This window comes from Neobacillus niacini (assembly GCF_046591715.1).
Lineage (GTDB): Bacteria > Bacillota > Bacilli > Bacillales > Cytobacillaceae > Neobacillus > Neobacillus niacini_L.
This window is the reverse complement of record NZ_JAWVNQ010000002.1, coordinates 201,701-218,767: the sequence shown is the minus strand read 5'-3', so window position 1 is coordinate 218,767 and position 17,067 is coordinate 201,701. Positions and strand designations below refer to the sequence as shown.

The 17,067-nt window shown below is 38.9% G+C and carries 12 protein-coding genes and 1 riboswitch; of the genes, 4 read left to right on the top strand and 8 right to left on the bottom strand.

Features of this window, described 5'->3' with window-relative positions; genetic code table 11:
• Positions 1–221 precede the first annotated feature (221 nt).
• The gene (locus SFC47_RS08380; protein ID WP_411253826.1) at positions 222–1,127 is read left to right on the top strand and encodes a nuclease-related domain-containing protein; all 906 of its coding nucleotides are present in this window, start codon (positions 222–224) and stop codon (positions 1,125–1,127) included.
• A 333-nt stretch (positions 1,128–1,460) separates the two neighbouring features.
• Here the strand turns inward: SFC47_RS08380 and SFC47_RS08375 are convergent, their stop codons facing one another.
• The 3 genes from SFC47_RS08375 to SFC47_RS08365 all read right to left on the bottom strand — a co-directional run bounded on the left by SFC47_RS08375 (position 1,461) and on the right by SFC47_RS08365 (position 9,697).
• Entirely contained in the window at positions 1,461–6,833 is a 5,373-nt protein-coding gene (locus tag SFC47_RS08375; protein ID WP_411253825.1) for a 5'-nucleotidase C-terminal domain-containing protein, read from the bottom strand.
• Between the two features lie 228 nt (positions 6,834–7,061).
• On the bottom strand, positions 7,062–8,648 hold the full coding sequence (locus SFC47_RS08370) for a hypothetical protein (protein WP_411253824.1): 1,587 nt from the start codon (positions 8,646–8,648) through the stop codon (positions 7,062–7,064).
• A 149-nt stretch (positions 8,649–8,797) separates the two neighbouring features.
• Positions 8,798–9,697, bottom strand: coding sequence for a CPBP family intramembrane glutamic endopeptidase (locus SFC47_RS08365; protein WP_411253823.1), 900 nt, complete (start codon positions 9,695–9,697; stop codon positions 8,798–8,800).
• 371 nt (positions 9,698–10,068) lie between these two features.
• Between SFC47_RS08365 and SFC47_RS08360 the strand changes: the two genes are divergently transcribed.
• Together SFC47_RS08360 and SFC47_RS08355 are read left to right on the top strand one after the other, a co-directional pair.
• A complete protein-coding gene (locus tag SFC47_RS08360; RefSeq protein ID WP_411253822.1) occupies positions 10,069–10,371 on the top strand; it encodes a DUF4359 domain-containing protein in 303 nt (100 codons plus the stop codon).
• 137 nt (positions 10,372–10,508) lie between these two features.
• The gene (locus tag SFC47_RS08355; RefSeq protein ID WP_411253821.1) at positions 10,509–12,191 is read left to right on the top strand and encodes a hypothetical protein; all 1,683 of its coding nucleotides are present in this window, start codon (positions 10,509–10,511) and stop codon (positions 12,189–12,191) included.
• 100 nt (positions 12,192–12,291) lie between these two features.
• On the opposite strand, the gene SFC47_RS08350 is transcribed toward SFC47_RS08355, so the two are convergent.
• Positions 12,292–12,438, bottom strand: a complete 147-nt coding sequence (locus tag SFC47_RS08350) for a hypothetical protein (RefSeq protein ID WP_411253820.1) — start codon at positions 12,436–12,438, stop codon at positions 12,292–12,294.
• 39 nt (positions 12,439–12,477) lie between these two features.
• Positions 12,478–13,155: a copper homeostasis protein CutC gene (locus tag SFC47_RS08345; RefSeq protein WP_411253819.1), complete on the bottom strand. Its 678-nt coding sequence runs from the start codon at positions 13,153–13,155 to the stop codon at positions 12,478–12,480.
• 256 nt (positions 13,156–13,411) lie between these two features.
• On the opposite strand from SFC47_RS08345, the gene SFC47_RS08340 reads away from it, so the two are divergent.
• Positions 13,412–14,419, top strand: a complete 1,008-nt coding sequence (locus tag SFC47_RS08340) for a multicopper oxidase domain-containing protein (RefSeq protein WP_411254092.1) — start codon at positions 13,412–13,414, stop codon at positions 14,417–14,419.
• A gap of 285 nt (positions 14,420–14,704) precedes the next feature.
• Here the strand turns inward: SFC47_RS08340 and SFC47_RS08335 are convergent, their stop codons facing one another.
• The 3 genes from SFC47_RS08335 to SFC47_RS08325 all read right to left on the bottom strand — a co-directional run bounded on the left by SFC47_RS08335 (position 14,705) and on the right by SFC47_RS08325 (position 17,010).
• Positions 14,705–14,875, bottom strand: coding sequence for a hypothetical protein (locus SFC47_RS08335; protein WP_411253818.1), 171 nt, complete (start codon positions 14,873–14,875; stop codon positions 14,705–14,707).
• A gap of 46 nt (positions 14,876–14,921) precedes the next feature.
• Positions 14,922–15,006, bottom strand: a riboswitch (cyclic di-GMP riboswitch).
• A 166-nt stretch (positions 15,007–15,172) separates the two neighbouring features.
• On the bottom strand, positions 15,173–16,357 hold the full coding sequence (locus SFC47_RS08330) for a toxic anion resistance protein (protein WP_411253817.1): 1,185 nt from the start codon (positions 16,355–16,357) through the stop codon (positions 15,173–15,175).
• On the bottom strand, positions 16,354–17,010 hold the full coding sequence (locus SFC47_RS08325; RefSeq protein WP_411253816.1) for a 5-bromo-4-chloroindolyl phosphate hydrolysis family protein: 657 nt from the start codon (positions 17,008–17,010) through the stop codon (positions 16,354–16,356). Before SFC47_RS08325 ends, SFC47_RS08330 begins: the two co-directional genes overlap by 4 nt.
• Positions 17,011–17,067 lie beyond the last annotated feature (57 nt).

Here is a 17,067-nt window from a genome sequence, read left to right as displayed (position 1 = left end):
ATTGTAAAATTTGTGGTATATTTGTAAATTGTTTATTCTGAATTATTACGTAATTAAGAGAGTACTATTCTACTAGGCATTTGGGGTTTTCTTGTTAGAAAATAAAATATTCTACTAACAAAAATTTCTATTTTTTTTAAATACACAAAAACTTCACGACAATTATTTACCAGGATTCGTTACTATTAGGTTAGTGTTCAATATGGAAAAGGATGTGGATTATGGCATTTAAGGACCGAGTTATGTCAGATGAATTGAAGTTGTTAAGAAGTGTAAACACCCGAATGAAATTGCCCTACCCTGACAGAAAGAATTTTGAGCACCTTTTAAAAGGATTTGAAGGGGAGATACAGTTTGATGCATTAACAGAAAAACTTCAAAGTCCACTTATCATCCTAAACGACCTGTTTCTTGAGGTTAACGGTTCTAAATTCCAGCTTGATTCCGTACTTCTTTCCCCAAATAGTGTTTACCCATGTGAAATTAAAAATTTCGAAGGAGATTATAATTATCACACTGACCGACTCTATATAAAAAATGGCCCCGAAGTGAAAGACCCCTTACAACAAGTGGAACGAAGTCTAACATTGCTTAGAATTTTATTCCAGAAATATGGATTTTCATTCCCCATTGATCCCTATCTAATTTATGTTAACCCTGAATTCACCTTATATAACGCTCCCTTAAACGATTCTATTATTTTTCCAACGCAGCTTAATCGTTTTATGAAAAAACTTAATGGCCTATCTGGAAACCTAAATGGGGAACATAGGAAACTTTGTGACCTGTTAGTTTCTCTTCATATGACAGAATCCCCCTATACGCGATTACCGCCGTATAGCTTTGAGCAGATAAAAAAAGGGGTAACCTGTGGGAGATGCCATTCCTTTTTGAATAATGTGGTCGAAAGGAAATTTGTATGCGGCACATGTGGGGTGATTGAAGAAATGGATTCAGCTGTGATACGAAGCGTGGAGGAATTAAAGTTACTTTTTCCAGATAAACCTATAACTACATCAATTGTATTTGAGTGGTGTAAGGCGGTGGAATCCCCTAAAACAATAAGACGGATTTTAAAACAGAACTATAAGGAAATGGGAAAGTACAGACATACCTATTATGAATAATTTAATGCGGACTCACTCTTATCCAATGTCAGTAAAATGTGACGCCTATGTTACTGTTCTATCGTTTATTTTGCCTTAGCAGGCACATTGGACTCCCCTATGTTACCGTTCTATCGTTTACTTTGCCTTATCAGGCACATTGGACCCTCCTATGTTACCGTTCTATCGTTTTCTTTGCTATTACAGACACATACAACCCGTCTATGTTACCGTTCGACCAATTTTTTTGCCTAGATGGTTACTTTCATTTCTATTCAACTCACATTGATTAGTAATCTCAGGACTTTAACCGCAGAAAAACAACCCTGCAAAATAGCAGGGTTGTCAAACATATTAAGCATTTATTCTACGTTTTCTTATATACCAGGTTACTCCAAAGGCAGCTATTAGGAATCCTAACAGCATGATGTTATAGCTGTTCGTTGCTGTGTTTGGAAGCGGGTTGGATGGTGTAGTAGTTTTTCCACCTTTGGATGGAGGATTCACAATAGTGCCTCCATCTCCAGGTCCATCTGTATCCCCAGGTCCATCATTGTCTCCAGGACCTCCGTTATCAACTGGTTCCACATCGGCAACAATCCTGCCTTCAACACCAGGAGCAACCGGACTATGTTTTCCAAAGTACTCAACGAGGATTTCATAGTCAACGATCATAAGTTCATGAATGCGGCCTTCATCCTTCGCTTGTTTAAACATGGTATACCCATCACCGCCATCAGCCACGAAAGCATTGGTTGCGACAGAGTAAGTTTTGGTTAAATCAAGCTCGGCATAGCCTTCCGCTGTTAATACCTTTACATCCCAAACGCGTTCGCCAGCTGGCTTCGCCGGGTCGTATTTAAATTGAATCCCTGATACTTGCATAAACTGGCCTGCGCCGCTTTCAACCTTGCTGACACTATGTTCGAGTGCAGCTAATATTTCAGCACCTGTCAAATCGAGGGTAACCAGCAGGTTCGCAAATGGCATGACTGTATGAATTTCTCCAAGAGTCACATCGCCTTCATCAATCGATGCACGGATTCCTCCGCCATTTTGCATACCAATGAACGTGCCTGGCACCATTGAATTTGCCTTTTCCACCATTGCGTCCGTGATCAAGTTACCAAGATTTGTTTCCTTTGAACGAACATTTGCACGTTCACCATCAAGGACAACACTAGTTGAACCTACGACAGTCTTTTTCAATTCTTCTAATGGTCCTGTAAATTCCGCAACTTTCGCAGCTGCTTCTTCATCTTCCGTAAAGCTATTCACATCAAGAAGCTCACCCTCATGGGCAATTACAACACCATTATTATCAAATGTTACATCTAGAACACCTAAGAATTTAAGGTATTCATTTGCTTGAACAATGACCGTTGGTTCGTCTTTTTCAACTACAACCGGCTGGTCGAGCTTTGTATGAGTGTGGCCGCCGACAATAACGTCAACTCCATCGACAGCTTCAGCTAATTCTTGATCTTGGCCGTAGCCTAAGTGGGAAAGTACAACTATTTTGTTGATGCCTTGCTCTTCTAATGCAGCAACAGTTTGTTCTGCTTTTTCAATAGCATTTTCAAAAACAATATCATCAGAAGGGCTGGCAAGGAATGTTGTATCTTCTGTTGTTAAGCCAAAGATTCCTACCTTCTCGCCGTCAACTTCTTTAATAATCGCAGGATAGATTTTTCCACCCTCTGAAGCGGTATTTAGTTCGTCGCTGAATAGAGCTCCTAATACTGGATCTTTTGAAACATTCACGTTTGCGCTAACAAATGGGAACTGTGCTTCTTTTATAAAACTTGCCAGCACATTGGAATCCTTATCAAACTCATGATTTCCGAATGTCATCGCATCATAGCCAAGGTTGTTCATAAACCATAAATCTGCTTTCCCTTGGTATTGGTTAAAGTACAGCGTTCCTGAGAAAACGTCACCCGCATCTACTAATAAGGAGTTTGGCTTTTCGCCTCTTACTTCCTTAACCGCAGACGTCAGCTTCGGATACTGTTCAACATTTGCATGGGAATCGTTCACATGCATGATAGACAAGTTGAAAGGCTCTTCGCCCGCAACAATTCTTCCTTCCACTTTAGGGAAAACAGGGCTGTTCTTTTCGAAATATCCTGTCAGAATTTCATAATCCACAATCAACAATTCATGAATACGGCCTTCATCCTTCGCTTGTTTAAACATGGTATACCCATCACCGCCATCAGCCACGAAAGCATTGGTTGCGACAGAGTAAGTTTTGGTTAAATCAAGCTCGGCATAGCCTTCCGCTGTTAATACCTTTACTTCCCAAACGCGTTCGCCAGCTGGCTTTGCTGTGTCGTATTTAAATTGAATTCCGGATACTTGCATAAACTGGCCTGCGCCGCTTTCAACCTTGCTGACACTATGTTCGAGTGCCGCTAGAATTTCTGCACCTGTCAGATCGAGGGTAACCAGCAGGTTCGCAAATGGCATGACTGTATGAATTTCTCCAAGAGTCACATCGCCTTCATCAATCGATGCACGGATTCCTCCGCCATTTTGCATACCAATGAACGTGCCTGGCACCATTGAATTTGCCTTTTCCACCATTGCGTCCGTGATCAAGTTACCAAGATTTGTTTCCTTTGAACGAACATTTGCACGTTCACCATCAAGGACAACACTAGTTGAACCTACGACAGTCTTTTTCAATTCTTCTAATGGTCCTGTAAATTCCGCAACTTTCGCAGCTGCTTCTTCATCTTCCGTAAAGCTATTCACATCAAGAAGCTCACCCTCATGGGCAATTACAACACCATTATTATCAAATGTTACATCTAGAACACCTAAGAATTTAAGGTATTCATTTGCTTGAACAATGACCGTTGGTTCGTCTTTTTCAACTACAACCGGCTGGTCGAGCTTTGTATGAGTGTGGCCGCCGACAATAACGTCAACTCCATCGACAGCTTCAGCTAATTCTTGATCTTGGCCGTAGCCTAAGTGGGAAAGTACAACTATTTTGTTGATGCCTTGCTCTTCTAATGCAGCAACAGTTTGTTCTGCTTTTTCAATAGCATTTTCAAAAACAATATCATCAGAAGGGCTGGCAAGGAATGTTGTATCTTCTGTTGTTAAGCCAAAGATTCCTACCTTCTCGCCGTCAACTTCTTTAATAATCGCAGGATAGATTTTTCCACCCTCTGAAGCGGTATTTAGTTCGTCGCTGAATAGAGCTCCTAATACTGGATCTTTTGAAACATTCACGTTTGCGCTAACAAATGGGAACTGTGCTTCTTTTATAAAACTTGCCAGCACATTGGAATCCTTATCAAACTCATGATTTCCGAATGTCATCGCATCATAGCCAAGGTTGTTCATAAACCATAAATCTGCTTTCCCTTGGTATTGGTTAAAGTAAAGCGTTCCTGAGAAAACGTCACCCGCATCCACTAATAAGGAGTTTGCCTTTTCTCCTCTTACTTCCTTTACCACAGATGTTAATTTTGGATACTGTTGTACATTTGCATGAGTATCATTCACATGCAAGATTGAAAGGTTGAATTCATCAGTTGGTTTTTCGCCGCCAAGATCAAGCTGTGCCAAAATTGGGTCATGGTCACTCACTCGTCCATGCGATTCCATAAAAGGAGAGTTTATATGCACAATATCAATTTCAGCGCCATTGGCAAGGTTGTTCGAAACCAATAGATGATCTAGAACTTGAGAGTTACCTTGATAATTGTAAGTGAATCTTTCTGCAGCCGGGACTTTTTCAATTAAATTTGTTAACACGTCGCCCTTTAATGCCTGCAATGGATTAGAGAATTCAAAATCGTTTAAGTCACCCATAACGACAATATTTGCATCAGGGTTTTTACTCTTTACATCATCAACAAACTCATTAACCACTCCGGCAATGGCCATTCGTTGAGCTTCACTGCCAAGGACAGGAGGCTGATTTTTCCCAAATATAGGCTGGTCTCCGCCTTTAGAGTTAAAATGGTTGTTAATGACGATTACATCTTCACCATTAAAGGTAAATTGTGCTGCTAAAGGCTTACGGCTCTGTGCAAATGCATCGTTAGCCGGGTCAATTCTGCCTGGATTCAATGTTAATGCACCGTCTTCATATCCTACAGCCTGCTCAGCAGTTCCTTTTGTCCCCGCTTTTAAAGTGACACGTTCAGGATTATAGATATACCCAACGCGAATGTTCCCATTTGGAGCACCGCCATCCTGATTGTTTGCCGGCTCGATGTCAGTCCATTTATACGTTGGTCCTCCATGTGCTTTAATAGCATCAATTAGCGCTTGATAGTTTTGGTCTGCGGCAGTTCCACCTGCAGATTCACCATTATTGTCCTGGACTTCAACTAAGCCGACAATATCAGGTATATTCAGGTTTTCTACGATAGATTCAGCTATTTTATTTGTTTTAGCTGCGTTGGCTGAGGTGTAATTTTCCATATTGTATGTGGCAACTGTAAGCTTTTCATCGTCTTTCACGATATCGGTAACTTCCTGTGCATAGTCGCTTTCAACAAGAGGCGGTAAAGCAGAAGTGTCAGTAAGGATTTTGTAATTTTGGAACGTGTAAGTAATGACACCTGTTACCGTTCCATTGAATGTATCCCCTGTTTTAGAAACAAAGGTTTCATCATCAAATAATAGATGAAGTCTTTCTGGATTCATATTATTCTCTGATATCGGCACACCTCCTGGAGTGGTGTACGTCTTCCCAGCTATTTTCCCAGCAATTACTGGAACTTCTCCATATTTTTGCGGAGCGACAGCTGTTGGGTTTTCTACGGCAACACGCATTCCCTCGATACTCTCATAAAAATCAATTGCATCCTCATTGGGATCGAATACCTCAAACTTGTCATTATCAACGATTTGAGTCGGAGGGTTGATATCTTTCCCAATTACAAGGGCAGGAGGTAAGGCATGTCCGCTTGCTTTCTTTGTAATCGTTCCATTTTGTGCATTAATTTCTGTTGAAGGAAGGTCTGTTTCAAGTTTGTCGTTATAACCAGCAATGACCCATTCCTTAACGAGACCATTTACAGATACCAAATCCCCTGGAACTAGCCCATGACTAGGTTTATATACTAGAATTCCTTCAGATGTTTTAGGGTTGTTATCCGGATTAGGATCTTGCATATAGAAGTTCGCACTATCCATGACTTGTGTTACAACACCTTCTACATCTTTAACATTTTTATCCTTGAATGGTGAAGTGTGCGTTTCGCCTTGAATACTACTGATTCTTACACTTTCACCCGGAGGGTCTACAGGAGGATCGACTGGTCCAGCCTCACCGTCAAAGCTCATTAGTGATGGGGATTTTAAACCAGGTACACCAAAATATTTTTCTAGTGATCCTGTAACAAATACTTCTTTTCCTAAATTGCCTGGATTACTCTTTAAGCCGAATTCAGCTCGGTATCCTGATGTAATCTGAACTGGAAGGATCTTTGTTGAATCGGTTTCAGTTGCGCTGTCGGCAATACCAAAGTTTGTATCGTCCTTAAATGGTGCAACTGTTTCATAACTTGATCCTGATTTTGCGTAGCCTACGATATAACCCTTCACTGTTGCTGTGCCTGAATTATTCGCAATCGCTTCCGCTACTGTTATGTAAGGTGCAGCTGCTACACCACTACTGAAGCCCGGCAGTACCAAGCTGAGCAGCAATGTAAAAATGGTAGTTAAAAGTAACCACTGTTTCTTTGCAAATCGCAATTTTCCTACCTCCTAAAATTGTTTTTGGGTGTTTATACCACTATGAAAAAAACCTATACAATCCCTCCTATGAACTTTTTACGACATACAATTCCATTTTAATATATATTTTCCTATTAATCTCAGAAATTCACAAAAATTACAAAAATTTAACAAGTAGTCTACTAAAAAGGCTGCAGCACAGCCACACAAACAAATAGGTCAGACCCAGTCTGACCTCCAAAAATCTTACTCAATGATACCAACATAATCTTCAATTTTACTCATATCAACGGTTGTGTCGATGCCTGTTTTTTTAAGATATTTTACTTTGTTATCTATTAGTTTTTCTACGATTGGACTGGTTTCTCCTTTGATTTCTTGTAACAGCTTCCTTGTATATAAAAGGTCGTAATAAGTGACTAATTTATAATCATTGGATTGATAGGTTCCGTCCTGGTTTAACTGGTAAAATAAATTGCCATCCGGATTAATCCAGGCATCCCCCGTATCCTTTAGGGCTTGATACATTTGATCGGCCGCTATGAGATATTTTTTATCTGCTGATTTTTGGAAGGAAAAGTATAAATAATTCATTAAACTTAAACCATGATTTAATGAAACATGTGTTAGACCTTCGTCTGAATAGTAATCGACAAGAAATTTTCCATTCTTTGTTTTTATAACAAAGCCTTCATCCATTTTTCTACAGAGGAAATCTGCATATACTTTATAAACATCTTTGTAATACGTAATTCCAAGGTTTTTCGCTCTCCTATCCTGAGCTCGAAATAAATTATCATTATGTCTAGAATCTACATAATGTGTTCGAATACCATAGGATGATTCTAACCATGTACTCGTATAGTCGGAATACCATAACCCATCAGAGTTTCTAATTTGCTCAAGCTGTACAAACGAATTCCAGTTAATATCTTCGAAGAATATATTATGTGTGTCTTCAAGAGCAATAATTGATTTTTTTGCACTTTGCCGGACCAATGAACGGACAAAGCCATTTTCTGGTTTAGGGAAAATACTATCTACACCTTTTGCAATCACATCGGTTGGTGTTAGCCATTTGTATTCATCAATACCGATATTTTGTGCTAAGGTAAACTCTGCTTCATTTGTAAATAAAGGATGGGTGCTCATCAAATACCACGATTCTCCTGAACTTTTGTTAGCATAGGTGGTGATTGAAAAAGTATAATGCTGGTTTTGCTTTTCATTGTTGAAATCTCGGTTTTCTGATAGCATCCCATACACGGTACTCGTTCTCCCCGTATCTGGATAGGTATGTGCTAGTTTTTTGAATAAATATTGACCGCCAATAAAAACACTGCCAGTCTTCTTATCTGAATCACTAAATTCTATGTACGTAAACTGGTTGGAAGTAGGGTCACTATATTCTTTTCTGTTAGGATATACTTCAGCAGTGGATTGATTGAGCTCCCTTTTTTTATACGAATTCCCGGGAAAACGCTGCTCGAGCGTAAGTTTAATGTTTGCGACTTCTGAATCAACATGGACGAAAACAAATACGTCCTTAGTTGGAACCTTGCGAAAGGTAATTGTCGCTGCCCCAGCTTGCTCATGTGCATGATTCATAATTCTAACAAAATAACTTTCATCCTTTACACCATACATAGTCTTTTTTTCAACCTTTTCAAGGGCTAATTTATGATTCTCAGAAAACGCTATGACATTAAATTCTTTGTTTAAAAGAAGCTGATCCTGCAGGGATTTAGAAGGATTTGCTGCACCCGCTTGATACGGGGTATTTGAAATGATAACAATCAGAATAACACAGATTCTTCTCCAAATTTTCGGCATTTTCCTACCTCGCTCATTTGAATGAAATGACGGTTTCCATCACGGTTATTGTTTTCAAAAAAGGGCTTGTTTATCAAACTTATTGAACTTCTTTTGCAATTTTACTAGATGCAAAAAGGAGGTTACCATTTTTCGGTAACCTCCTTTTTTTAATTCGCTATATCCGTAATTATTACTTCTTTTGAGTTTTTCATACTTTGATTCAAATCGATTGACTTTAGAATTAGGTAAATAGGTACTAGAATCAATGCCGCTAGTTCAACAATAAACTCAAAGTAATACCAAGACAGAGTTGCCAGGATATCGTACACACTATGCACCACAACGGTCACCCATAGGTTTCTTGTCCATAATAAAATTAACCCAAATAATAATCCCATATTCGCGAAGGTGACAATCGCCCCCACTTCATATTTCCATGATTGAACCGAGTTTAAGGTATGATCAATGCCGAATAGTACCGAGGTAATAAAAAGCGCAAGCATAACAAAGATATCTCGCCGGCCGTTTTCCCAGCTTTGCGGGAAGATTTTTTTAAAAATAAGAAGAATGAGGATGATATACGCCAACCGCCAAACCTCTTCTAGTCCAGCAAGGATGTCTGTATAAATATCGTAACCAATACTATCGATCTCGCCGACCACATCCCACATAGGATCAACAGGCTCGACCTGTTGAGCAGGTTCAAGTTCTGGCTCTTCGTACGAAACTACTTCGGTATACTCTTCCACATATTGCTCATAATCCTCGCTAAAATCCACAAAGGCGTATGATGAGTAAATATTAATCATCGTACTGCCAAGAACAAACAGCAAAAATGCTCCAATAAATTGGCGGAAGATCTGATTCTTTGTTTTTTGAATTCCATCACTTAATCTGGTCTGCAGCTTTAATCCGATAAAAAAGGAAGCTACCATAATGGCATCATATATGGTACCAGCCAAGAGACTGAAACCGCTTAAATAAAGGACAACTTCGACCCCTATTGTGATTGTCAGCAGTGCAAACAAAAGCCTTCTCGAAACAGGCTTGGTTAAATTAGTACTCATGATTATCAGTCCCTGTTCTATGAAATTACTAGTTTTTGATTATCTATAGGCTGTGTTATAGGAAACTATTGATTTTAGAACCTGTTGATTGGAGCGGAAATCAACAGCCTAGTTTAACACAGCCAGCTTATAATAACTTTACGGCCAAAATTCCTATGCCATTTAGTAACAGCAGGAAAAGTAAGCACCCAACAATCCATTTCCATATCCTTGACACGGACTTATCCCCTTTAATGTTAATTAGTACTAATTTATCATATTCAAAGCAATGAGGCACTTGGAGAATATCCCAATGTATATTTACAATCATAATCTATCGATTTATACTTAACTTGTGTAAATATTACCAATTATTAGAATGGAGCTGAAAAGTGAAAAAGGTCATTTCTATTATCCTATTGATAGTCATTGTATTCGTATTATCCGAAACAAACCCTGGCCGTTCGGAATACATAGAATGGATTACCCATGAAGCAATGGATCAATCTTCGAATATCCTTGAAAAAGGGATTCTTTCACTAGCAGGAGAAGAGGTTTTCGATATGGGAACAACGGATAAAGATTACTTCATATTTTCAGTCTACAAAACCGATTTTTCCGAAATCGGCCTCAGTCAGGTTACCTGCATCGGGGTCTTCAATTCATTTATTCCTATTTCCAAAAATGAAAAATAAGAAGACCACATAAGGTCTTTTTATTTTTCATCCGAACAAGTTTCAAGTGAATAAGCAGATAAACTTTTTTAGAGAAACTGATAAGGGAGACATGAGGATTGAGTGATTTCTATGAGAATAATAATAAGGCATATATAATGGACACTTTTAAAGCTGTGCTTGTATCTAACGAGAATGATCTAAGTGATGAAGGCCTTGCCTTTATTCTTAACACTCTCGAGTATTACCAGAATCAATCAGTCTTTCATGAATTTTGGAAAAAGGTGGAGGACCACGAAAGTATTTATAATTATGTAATGGAGTTCATTCCTCAACACCAGGATTATAGTAATCTGTTAACGTTAATTCTTGAGAATAGATTTAAACTTGAATCTGTCGAAGAGATATTAGCTGAGATTAATACTTTGCTTGAATCTTCACCCGCTTTACTGAGAAATCGCAGCTTTCAGATTCTAGCAATTCACAATACAGCAAATGCTGTTGCTAATTCTCCTGACCCCTATAAAGCTGCCAGTGTGATCCAAGCCTTTAATCTAACAAACCCTGAGATTGATTTTTCAAAGTTAAAAGAAAAGCTGCGTACTTTTACAGAAATTGCAATAGTAGATAAGATTGAATTACATACTATAACTCTCGATGCTATCCATAATTTAGCACTTCTAGCGACAGAGAAGCTGACACAGATTGAACGAGAGGATAAAAAGGTCATTCGCAAGTACAAGATTTTGAAGGTTCTAGATGAACTGTTTAATACATCTGTTGTTTCTGTTGGATTGGTCCTTCAGCATTTATCTTCTGCAGAACGCGAAGAACTTCAAGAGGTTTTAAAGAATGTATTGGTGAACAATTTGTCTGAAAGGTATTTTCAGCATATACTAGCTGCTTTTGCTAATGAAGAAAACGGTTATCATTATCCGCAGCTTTTTGGGTATTTGAGTAAATATGCTAATGAGGAGCAAATGTTATCCTTTATTAAATGGACTGCGAATACCCTTCAGCTCGATCATCATTACCACCGGGCACTGAAGACCTATCTAAAAACACATCCAAGGTCAATTTGGAAGAATAAAGATGCTAGAAACGAGCTCCAAATGATTGCATCACCCAACTTTATTCGATTGGTAAAAGAAGTTCAGAAGGACAAAGCTAGTCCTATGATTAAATTCTTCAAAAGATTTGGTATGCAAGTATCCATCGTGCTGATTAGTGTTGGGGCTTGCGGAAGCGGGCTTTTTCTCGGATATGATCTTCTTTTTGACCAAAAAGAAAAGACGGCCTATTCTAAAACTGGTAAACCTGTAGATGATGTTCAAGGTCAAGTTCAAGTAGAGGTCCCTAATGAAGCACCTTCATTAGAACAATTCAAACATTGGGACAGAGGAATGGCTTATGTTTTTCAAGTAAACGGAGAACAACAGACAATAACCTTTGGGCAGGCAAATCCAACCGGAGGAAAAAGTCTGGTATTATCCGGAGGGGAAAATAGTGGAACACCGTTTGAATTGGTAATTGATTCAAAGACTTCCCCTTTCAATGAGAAGGGATTATTAAAAGATGAGTTTTCCCTTTATCATGCAGAGCACGATTTCGATATAAACGGCACCCCTGAAGTGGTGATTATGGCACTCAGTCAAACCTATGAATCGTTTGTATGGGTGTACAGTCTTGTTTCCGAAAATGGAAATACAGGCTTGCGAAGAGACCTAGCCATAAACGGCATGTCTGATGCAAAATTAGCTGAAAACACCCTAGCACTCCTTGGTATCCAAGGGCAATCCGAAACATACACATACACTAATCAGCAGTTTGAAAAGCAATAAAACCCAAAAAGACCTCAAACCCTGGCATAGTTTGAGGTCTTCTTTCAGTTCATCTGTCCGCCTGAGGCGGACAGTGTCCACGGGTGGTGACAGGCACCATTTATGCATCCTGTGTATTTTTTTCTGTGGAATTTGATTCGGTATTATTTTGGATTATTTGATTGAGTTCTCCTTCGTCACCTTTGGCGTTGATGATTTCGAAGATTTGGTTGAGTCCTTGGCTGGTTTGGTCTTTTTCTTTTCCCATTGTTTCCTCCAGGTGTTTCGTTTTTTTTAATATGCCCATTTATTTCAATGTATGAACGATTTCGGTTGCTTTTTCGAGGGAAACACTTTTCAGGATGCTCTGATCTATTCTTACTGCCGTACCGAAGTGATAGCAATTGGTTCCTACCTTGGTATGTACTTCACGAATATTTTCTTTTGACAGCCCGCTGCCAATTAGAATTTCTGTATCCTTACAAAGTTCTTTCATCTTCTTTAGGGTTTCCATTCGTGTTTGCCATTCACCATGACCACCAGAGGTTAGAATCGTTTTAATTTCTTGATACTGATCTAATTTCTCGGCATTCTGTACTATTGTTTTGGAACTGTCAATAGCGCGGTGAAATGTTACTTCCATGCTGCCTATTTCGGTTAGCAGCTCCTCAAGCTGTTTGAAATCTACATTCCCTTCTCCATCGAGCATTCCTAATACCACACCATTTGCCCCTAAGTCTCGTATAACACGTATATCATTTTTCATAATCGCAATGTCATCATCGGAATAACAGAACGACTGACCATGCGGTCTAACCATAACGTTAACAGGAATGGAAACACTATTAACTACTTTTTCGATTAGTCCATAGCTGGGTGTTAAACCTCCCTCAGTTAAACCTGATACCAGTTCAATTCTGTCTGCACCTGATTTTTCAATTAATTTTGCATCCTCTGCAGTAACAGCAATAAATTCAATTAACATCGTTTGTTCCTCCTTCATAGTAATGAGTTTTTCCATTCAACCTCAATTAATTACTTATTTTACTTAATTACCTTATGAATATTATAAATTGCTCAACAATTCACAAAGTGTTCAAACAATTCCGAAAAACTAGTGATTCTAATCACTAGGAGATTTTTCAGAAAATTTACAATGTAAGTGTAAACAATTTAATATAAAGGGGTAGAATCAAATGAAAAGGTTCTTGAAGTTTGCAAGTGTTATTGTCACTTCTGTAATGGTTTTAAGTGCTTGTAATTCTGCCAATCTCTCCGACGATCTACAGTCAAAAAAAGTTGCGAAAGCTAATACTGCCTCACAAGTTATTGAACCTCATAAAAATCTCAATCAACAGCCAATTCCAGTCAACATCGAACGTGTCAGCGAGCATGAAGTCAATGTAGAAATGACCTCACAAATTACCGATATCGAAATTACCAAAGGCAATATGTACAAAGCATGGACATTTAATGGTGAAGCACCTGGACCTGTCATTGTAGTCAATGAAGGCGACACGATTAACTTTACTCTAAAAAACATGGATCCAGCCATCCCTCACAGCATGGACTTTCACGCCGTACACGCCTCCCCATCACAAGACTTTATTGATATTATGCCAAATGAATCTGGTAGCTTTACCTATCCAGCAAACAATCCAGGAGTTTTCATGTATCACTGTGGGACAAAACCTGTTTTAGCCCATATCGCCAACGGAATGCACGGCACGATTATTGTGAAACATAAAAACGGCTACCCGACAGATAGTGAAGTGGATCGTGAATATGTCATCGTTCAAAATGAATGGTACAAATACAACGACTTAGATGATTTTACAAATGGAGTTCCGAGTCAAGTGGTCTTCTCCGCTAAAGCCCTTAAAGAAGGTGATTTGAATACTAACGGAACAGTCGGCGCGCTAGTAGATACTCCGCTCTTCGCGAAGGTTGGCGAAAAGGTCAGAATTTACATTAACAATGTGGGGCCAAATGAAGTCAGCAGCTTTCATGTAGTCGGAACAGTTTTTGACAATGTATATATCGATGGTAATCCATTTAACCTCATGAAAGGGCTGCAGACGGTGATGCTGCCGGCAAGCGGCGGGGCTGTAGTTGAATTCACTGTTACAAAAGAAGGCAGTTATCCCATTGTGACACACCAGTTTAACCATGCAACTAAAGGCGCTGTTGGAATCTTAAAGGTAACAAAAGATGGACTCGAAGATGGGAGCCAAACCATGTCACACTAAACTGACTGAAAAAAGCATCGGGCTCGTACTCCGATGCTTTTTCGCTGGGAATCTAAAAAGCTATAAGTTATCAACAAAGCTTTTGAAGATCACAGGTTCTTCAGAAACTTATCCACAATAACTGAGGTGTTTTTACCGTTCGTATTTGAAATATCCACAAAAGTCAAATAATTATCCACATTATAAACATACTTATTCACATCTGTTGATTATTTACTCACATTCACCTTTATTCTATCCACATTTTATCCCCAAATGAAAAAGCCTGGAGATCCAGGCCTTATTTTATATTCTAGCACCTAATTCAATTGCTTTACTATTATGATACAATGACTTGACCTTAAGCTCGCACTTAAGTTCCTCGCATAAACAATCATTTTGCATCATTTCCATATGCCGATACTGAAATACATGATAATAATACTTACCCAATAATAATACATTTTTCAACAACACAAATAAAACCTCCTCAATTGATTGACATAAATCGCAGAGGATCGTGTTCGGTAACTGGCTGGCATCGTCCTAAAACATTAGCCCCTGTAGTTTTGCGTCACCATTTTTCAATAGTTTTGCCGTTTCGTACGATTTATGTGTTTAATAGAACTATATGATACAACCAAGTTATAAAAAAGAGTCTTAGGTCCTGCTTTATTTACGTTTACTTTTTTCCCAATAGGCTGCTATTCCTATTTTCAAAGAAAAGATGCACAAAAAAAGCGTCAAGTTCCTCAATAGGAACTTGACTCTATTTTATTTTCCTTTGATTTCAAGGAGCTTTAATCTTAAGTCGTTTTCCATATTAGCCAGTTCTTGTTCAGCCAGCCTGCGTTTATGACGCCCTTCTTCTTGAATGCGCATCGTTTCTTCAAGCGTGGTGATTAAATTTTCCTGTGTCTTTTTTAGAGTCTCAATATCAACAAGGCCACGCTCATTTTCTTTAGCCGTCTCAATGGTGTTCGTCTTGAGCATTTCTGCATTTTTCAATAGCAGTTCATTGGTAGTTTGTGAAACCTTTTTCTGAGCTTCAACTGCATGACGCTGGCGGATAAGGGTTAATGCAATCGCTACTTGGTTTTTCCAAAGCGGTATAGCCGTCATGATCGAAGATTGAATTTTTTCCACAAGTGCTTGGTTCGTGTTCTGAATCAGGCGGATTTGCGGAGCACTCTGGATGGTAATTTCTCTGCTCAATTTTAGATCGTATAAACGTTTGTCCAAACGGTCTGCAAACTGAATCATATCGTTTACTTCTTGGGACTTCATTTGATCGTTCGTAGCCTCAGCGGCCCTTTTCATTTCTGGAATGATTTTTTGATGAAGTTCCTCAAGCTTAATCTCACCTGCTGCAATATACACATTTAATGCATGGAAATATTCTTTATTTGTTTCATAAAGTTGTTCGAGTAATTTAATATCTGATAACAGCACGTTCTTGCTCCGGTCTAGTTTTACACTAATCCGGTCAATCTGTGCACCTGTCTTTTGATATTTGGACAGAACCTCTTGAAGAGAATTAGAGATTTTCCCAAACATACGCCCAAAAAAGGATGGCTTACCATCCTTTAGTTCATCCGGGTTGACCTCATCAAGGCGCTTCATCAAATCACTGATAATTTCGCCAACCTCACCGATGTCCTTTTTCTGTACATGCTCAAGCATGGTATGTGAAAAACTCAAAAGCTTCCCCTGTGCTTGCGTGCCATACGTAATCATCGCCTGGTGATTTTTTGGGTCGATTTGTTCTGCAAGCTGGTAGGCTTTTGCACGGTTTTCCTCAGGTATCACATCAATCAGCTTTACCGGCTTTGCTTCTTGAAGCTGCGGTGATGGCTGTGCCTGTGGAGCAAGTTCCTGATTTTCTCCAAACGGATTAGCCAGAATATCATCTAATAAATTTCCAGTTTTCTTTAATTCGTGTGAGTTATTTTCGCTCATTTCGGCCTCCTGCTTTCATCTATGATTTTAGGGTCATTGAGTTTCTTTATGGAATGCTTAGCAACATCAATTTCAAAATTCAAGGAATCTAAATCATCTTCCACTACATGATAGAGATCTTCTTCTAACGCCTTTGTAAGGTCGGTTAGGGTTTGGCGCGTCTCGTATAAAGAAACATCAATCTCACGGCTTTTCTTAGGCTGCTGTGCTAAAAACCGATATTTTTCGGTGAGCTCAACAACGGAATCTAAATGCGAAAAATAAAACTTTTCGGCTTTATAAAAGCGCTTAGGTTCTGCTTGTGTCATGCTTTGTATTTTTCGGGTAACCCGGAGAACTTCAAGTCGCTGCTTTAAGGTAGAAAGATCGCGAATGGAAAATAGAGACTTATTTAGACGATTAATTTTATGTTTGGCTTCATCTAAGTTTTTCTTTATATAACGATATTCTTTTCGAGTAAGCTGTTGCTTTTTTAAAAAGCGGGACGTCATGACACCTGATGTAATATTGTAAACAATGACTCCGCCTGCTACCGAAATGGCACTTGAAATCAAAAAGGTTAAATCGAATGCAAAATAGCTTAAAAACCATGCCATGACGGCAGTTGGAACCGTCACTATACTTTGGACTAAAAACGTTACAAATCGGTTCATCTTAATCGACTCCTGACTAAAAAATCCTTTATATTCATACGAATGAACTACCATAAT

Excerpts from the sequence above, each read along its gene's own strand:
- SFC47_RS08325 (WP_411253816.1), bottom strand. The coding sequence starts at position 17,010 with ATGAACCGATTTGTAACGTTTTTAGTCCAAAGTATAGTGACGGTTCCA.
- SFC47_RS08355 (WP_411253821.1), top strand. The coding sequence starts at position 10,509 with ATGGACACTTTTAAAGCTGTGCTTGTATCTAACGAGAATGATCTAAGT.
- SFC47_RS08370 (WP_411253824.1), bottom strand. The coding sequence starts at position 8,648 with ATGCCGAAAATTTGGAGAAGAATCTGTGTTATTCTGATTGTTATCATT.
- SFC47_RS08345 (WP_411253819.1), bottom strand. The coding sequence starts at position 13,155 with ATGTTAATTGAATTTATTGCTGTTACTGCAGAGGATGCAAAATTAATT.
- SFC47_RS08380 (WP_411253826.1), top strand. The coding sequence starts at position 222 with ATGGCATTTAAGGACCGAGTTATGTCAGATGAATTGAAGTTGTTAAGA.
- SFC47_RS08330 (WP_411253817.1), bottom strand. The coding sequence starts at position 16,357 with ATGAGCGAAAATAACTCACACGAATTAAAGAAAACTGGAAATTTATTA.
- SFC47_RS08340 (WP_411254092.1), top strand. The coding sequence starts at position 13,412 with ATGGTTTTAAGTGCTTGTAATTCTGCCAATCTCTCCGACGATCTACAG.
- SFC47_RS08350 (WP_411253820.1), bottom strand. The coding sequence starts at position 12,438 with ATGGGAAAAGAAAAAGACCAAACCAGCCAAGGACTCAACCAAATCTTC.
- SFC47_RS08365 (WP_411253823.1), bottom strand. The coding sequence starts at position 9,697 with ATGAGTACTAATTTAACCAAGCCTGTTTCGAGAAGGCTTTTGTTTGCA.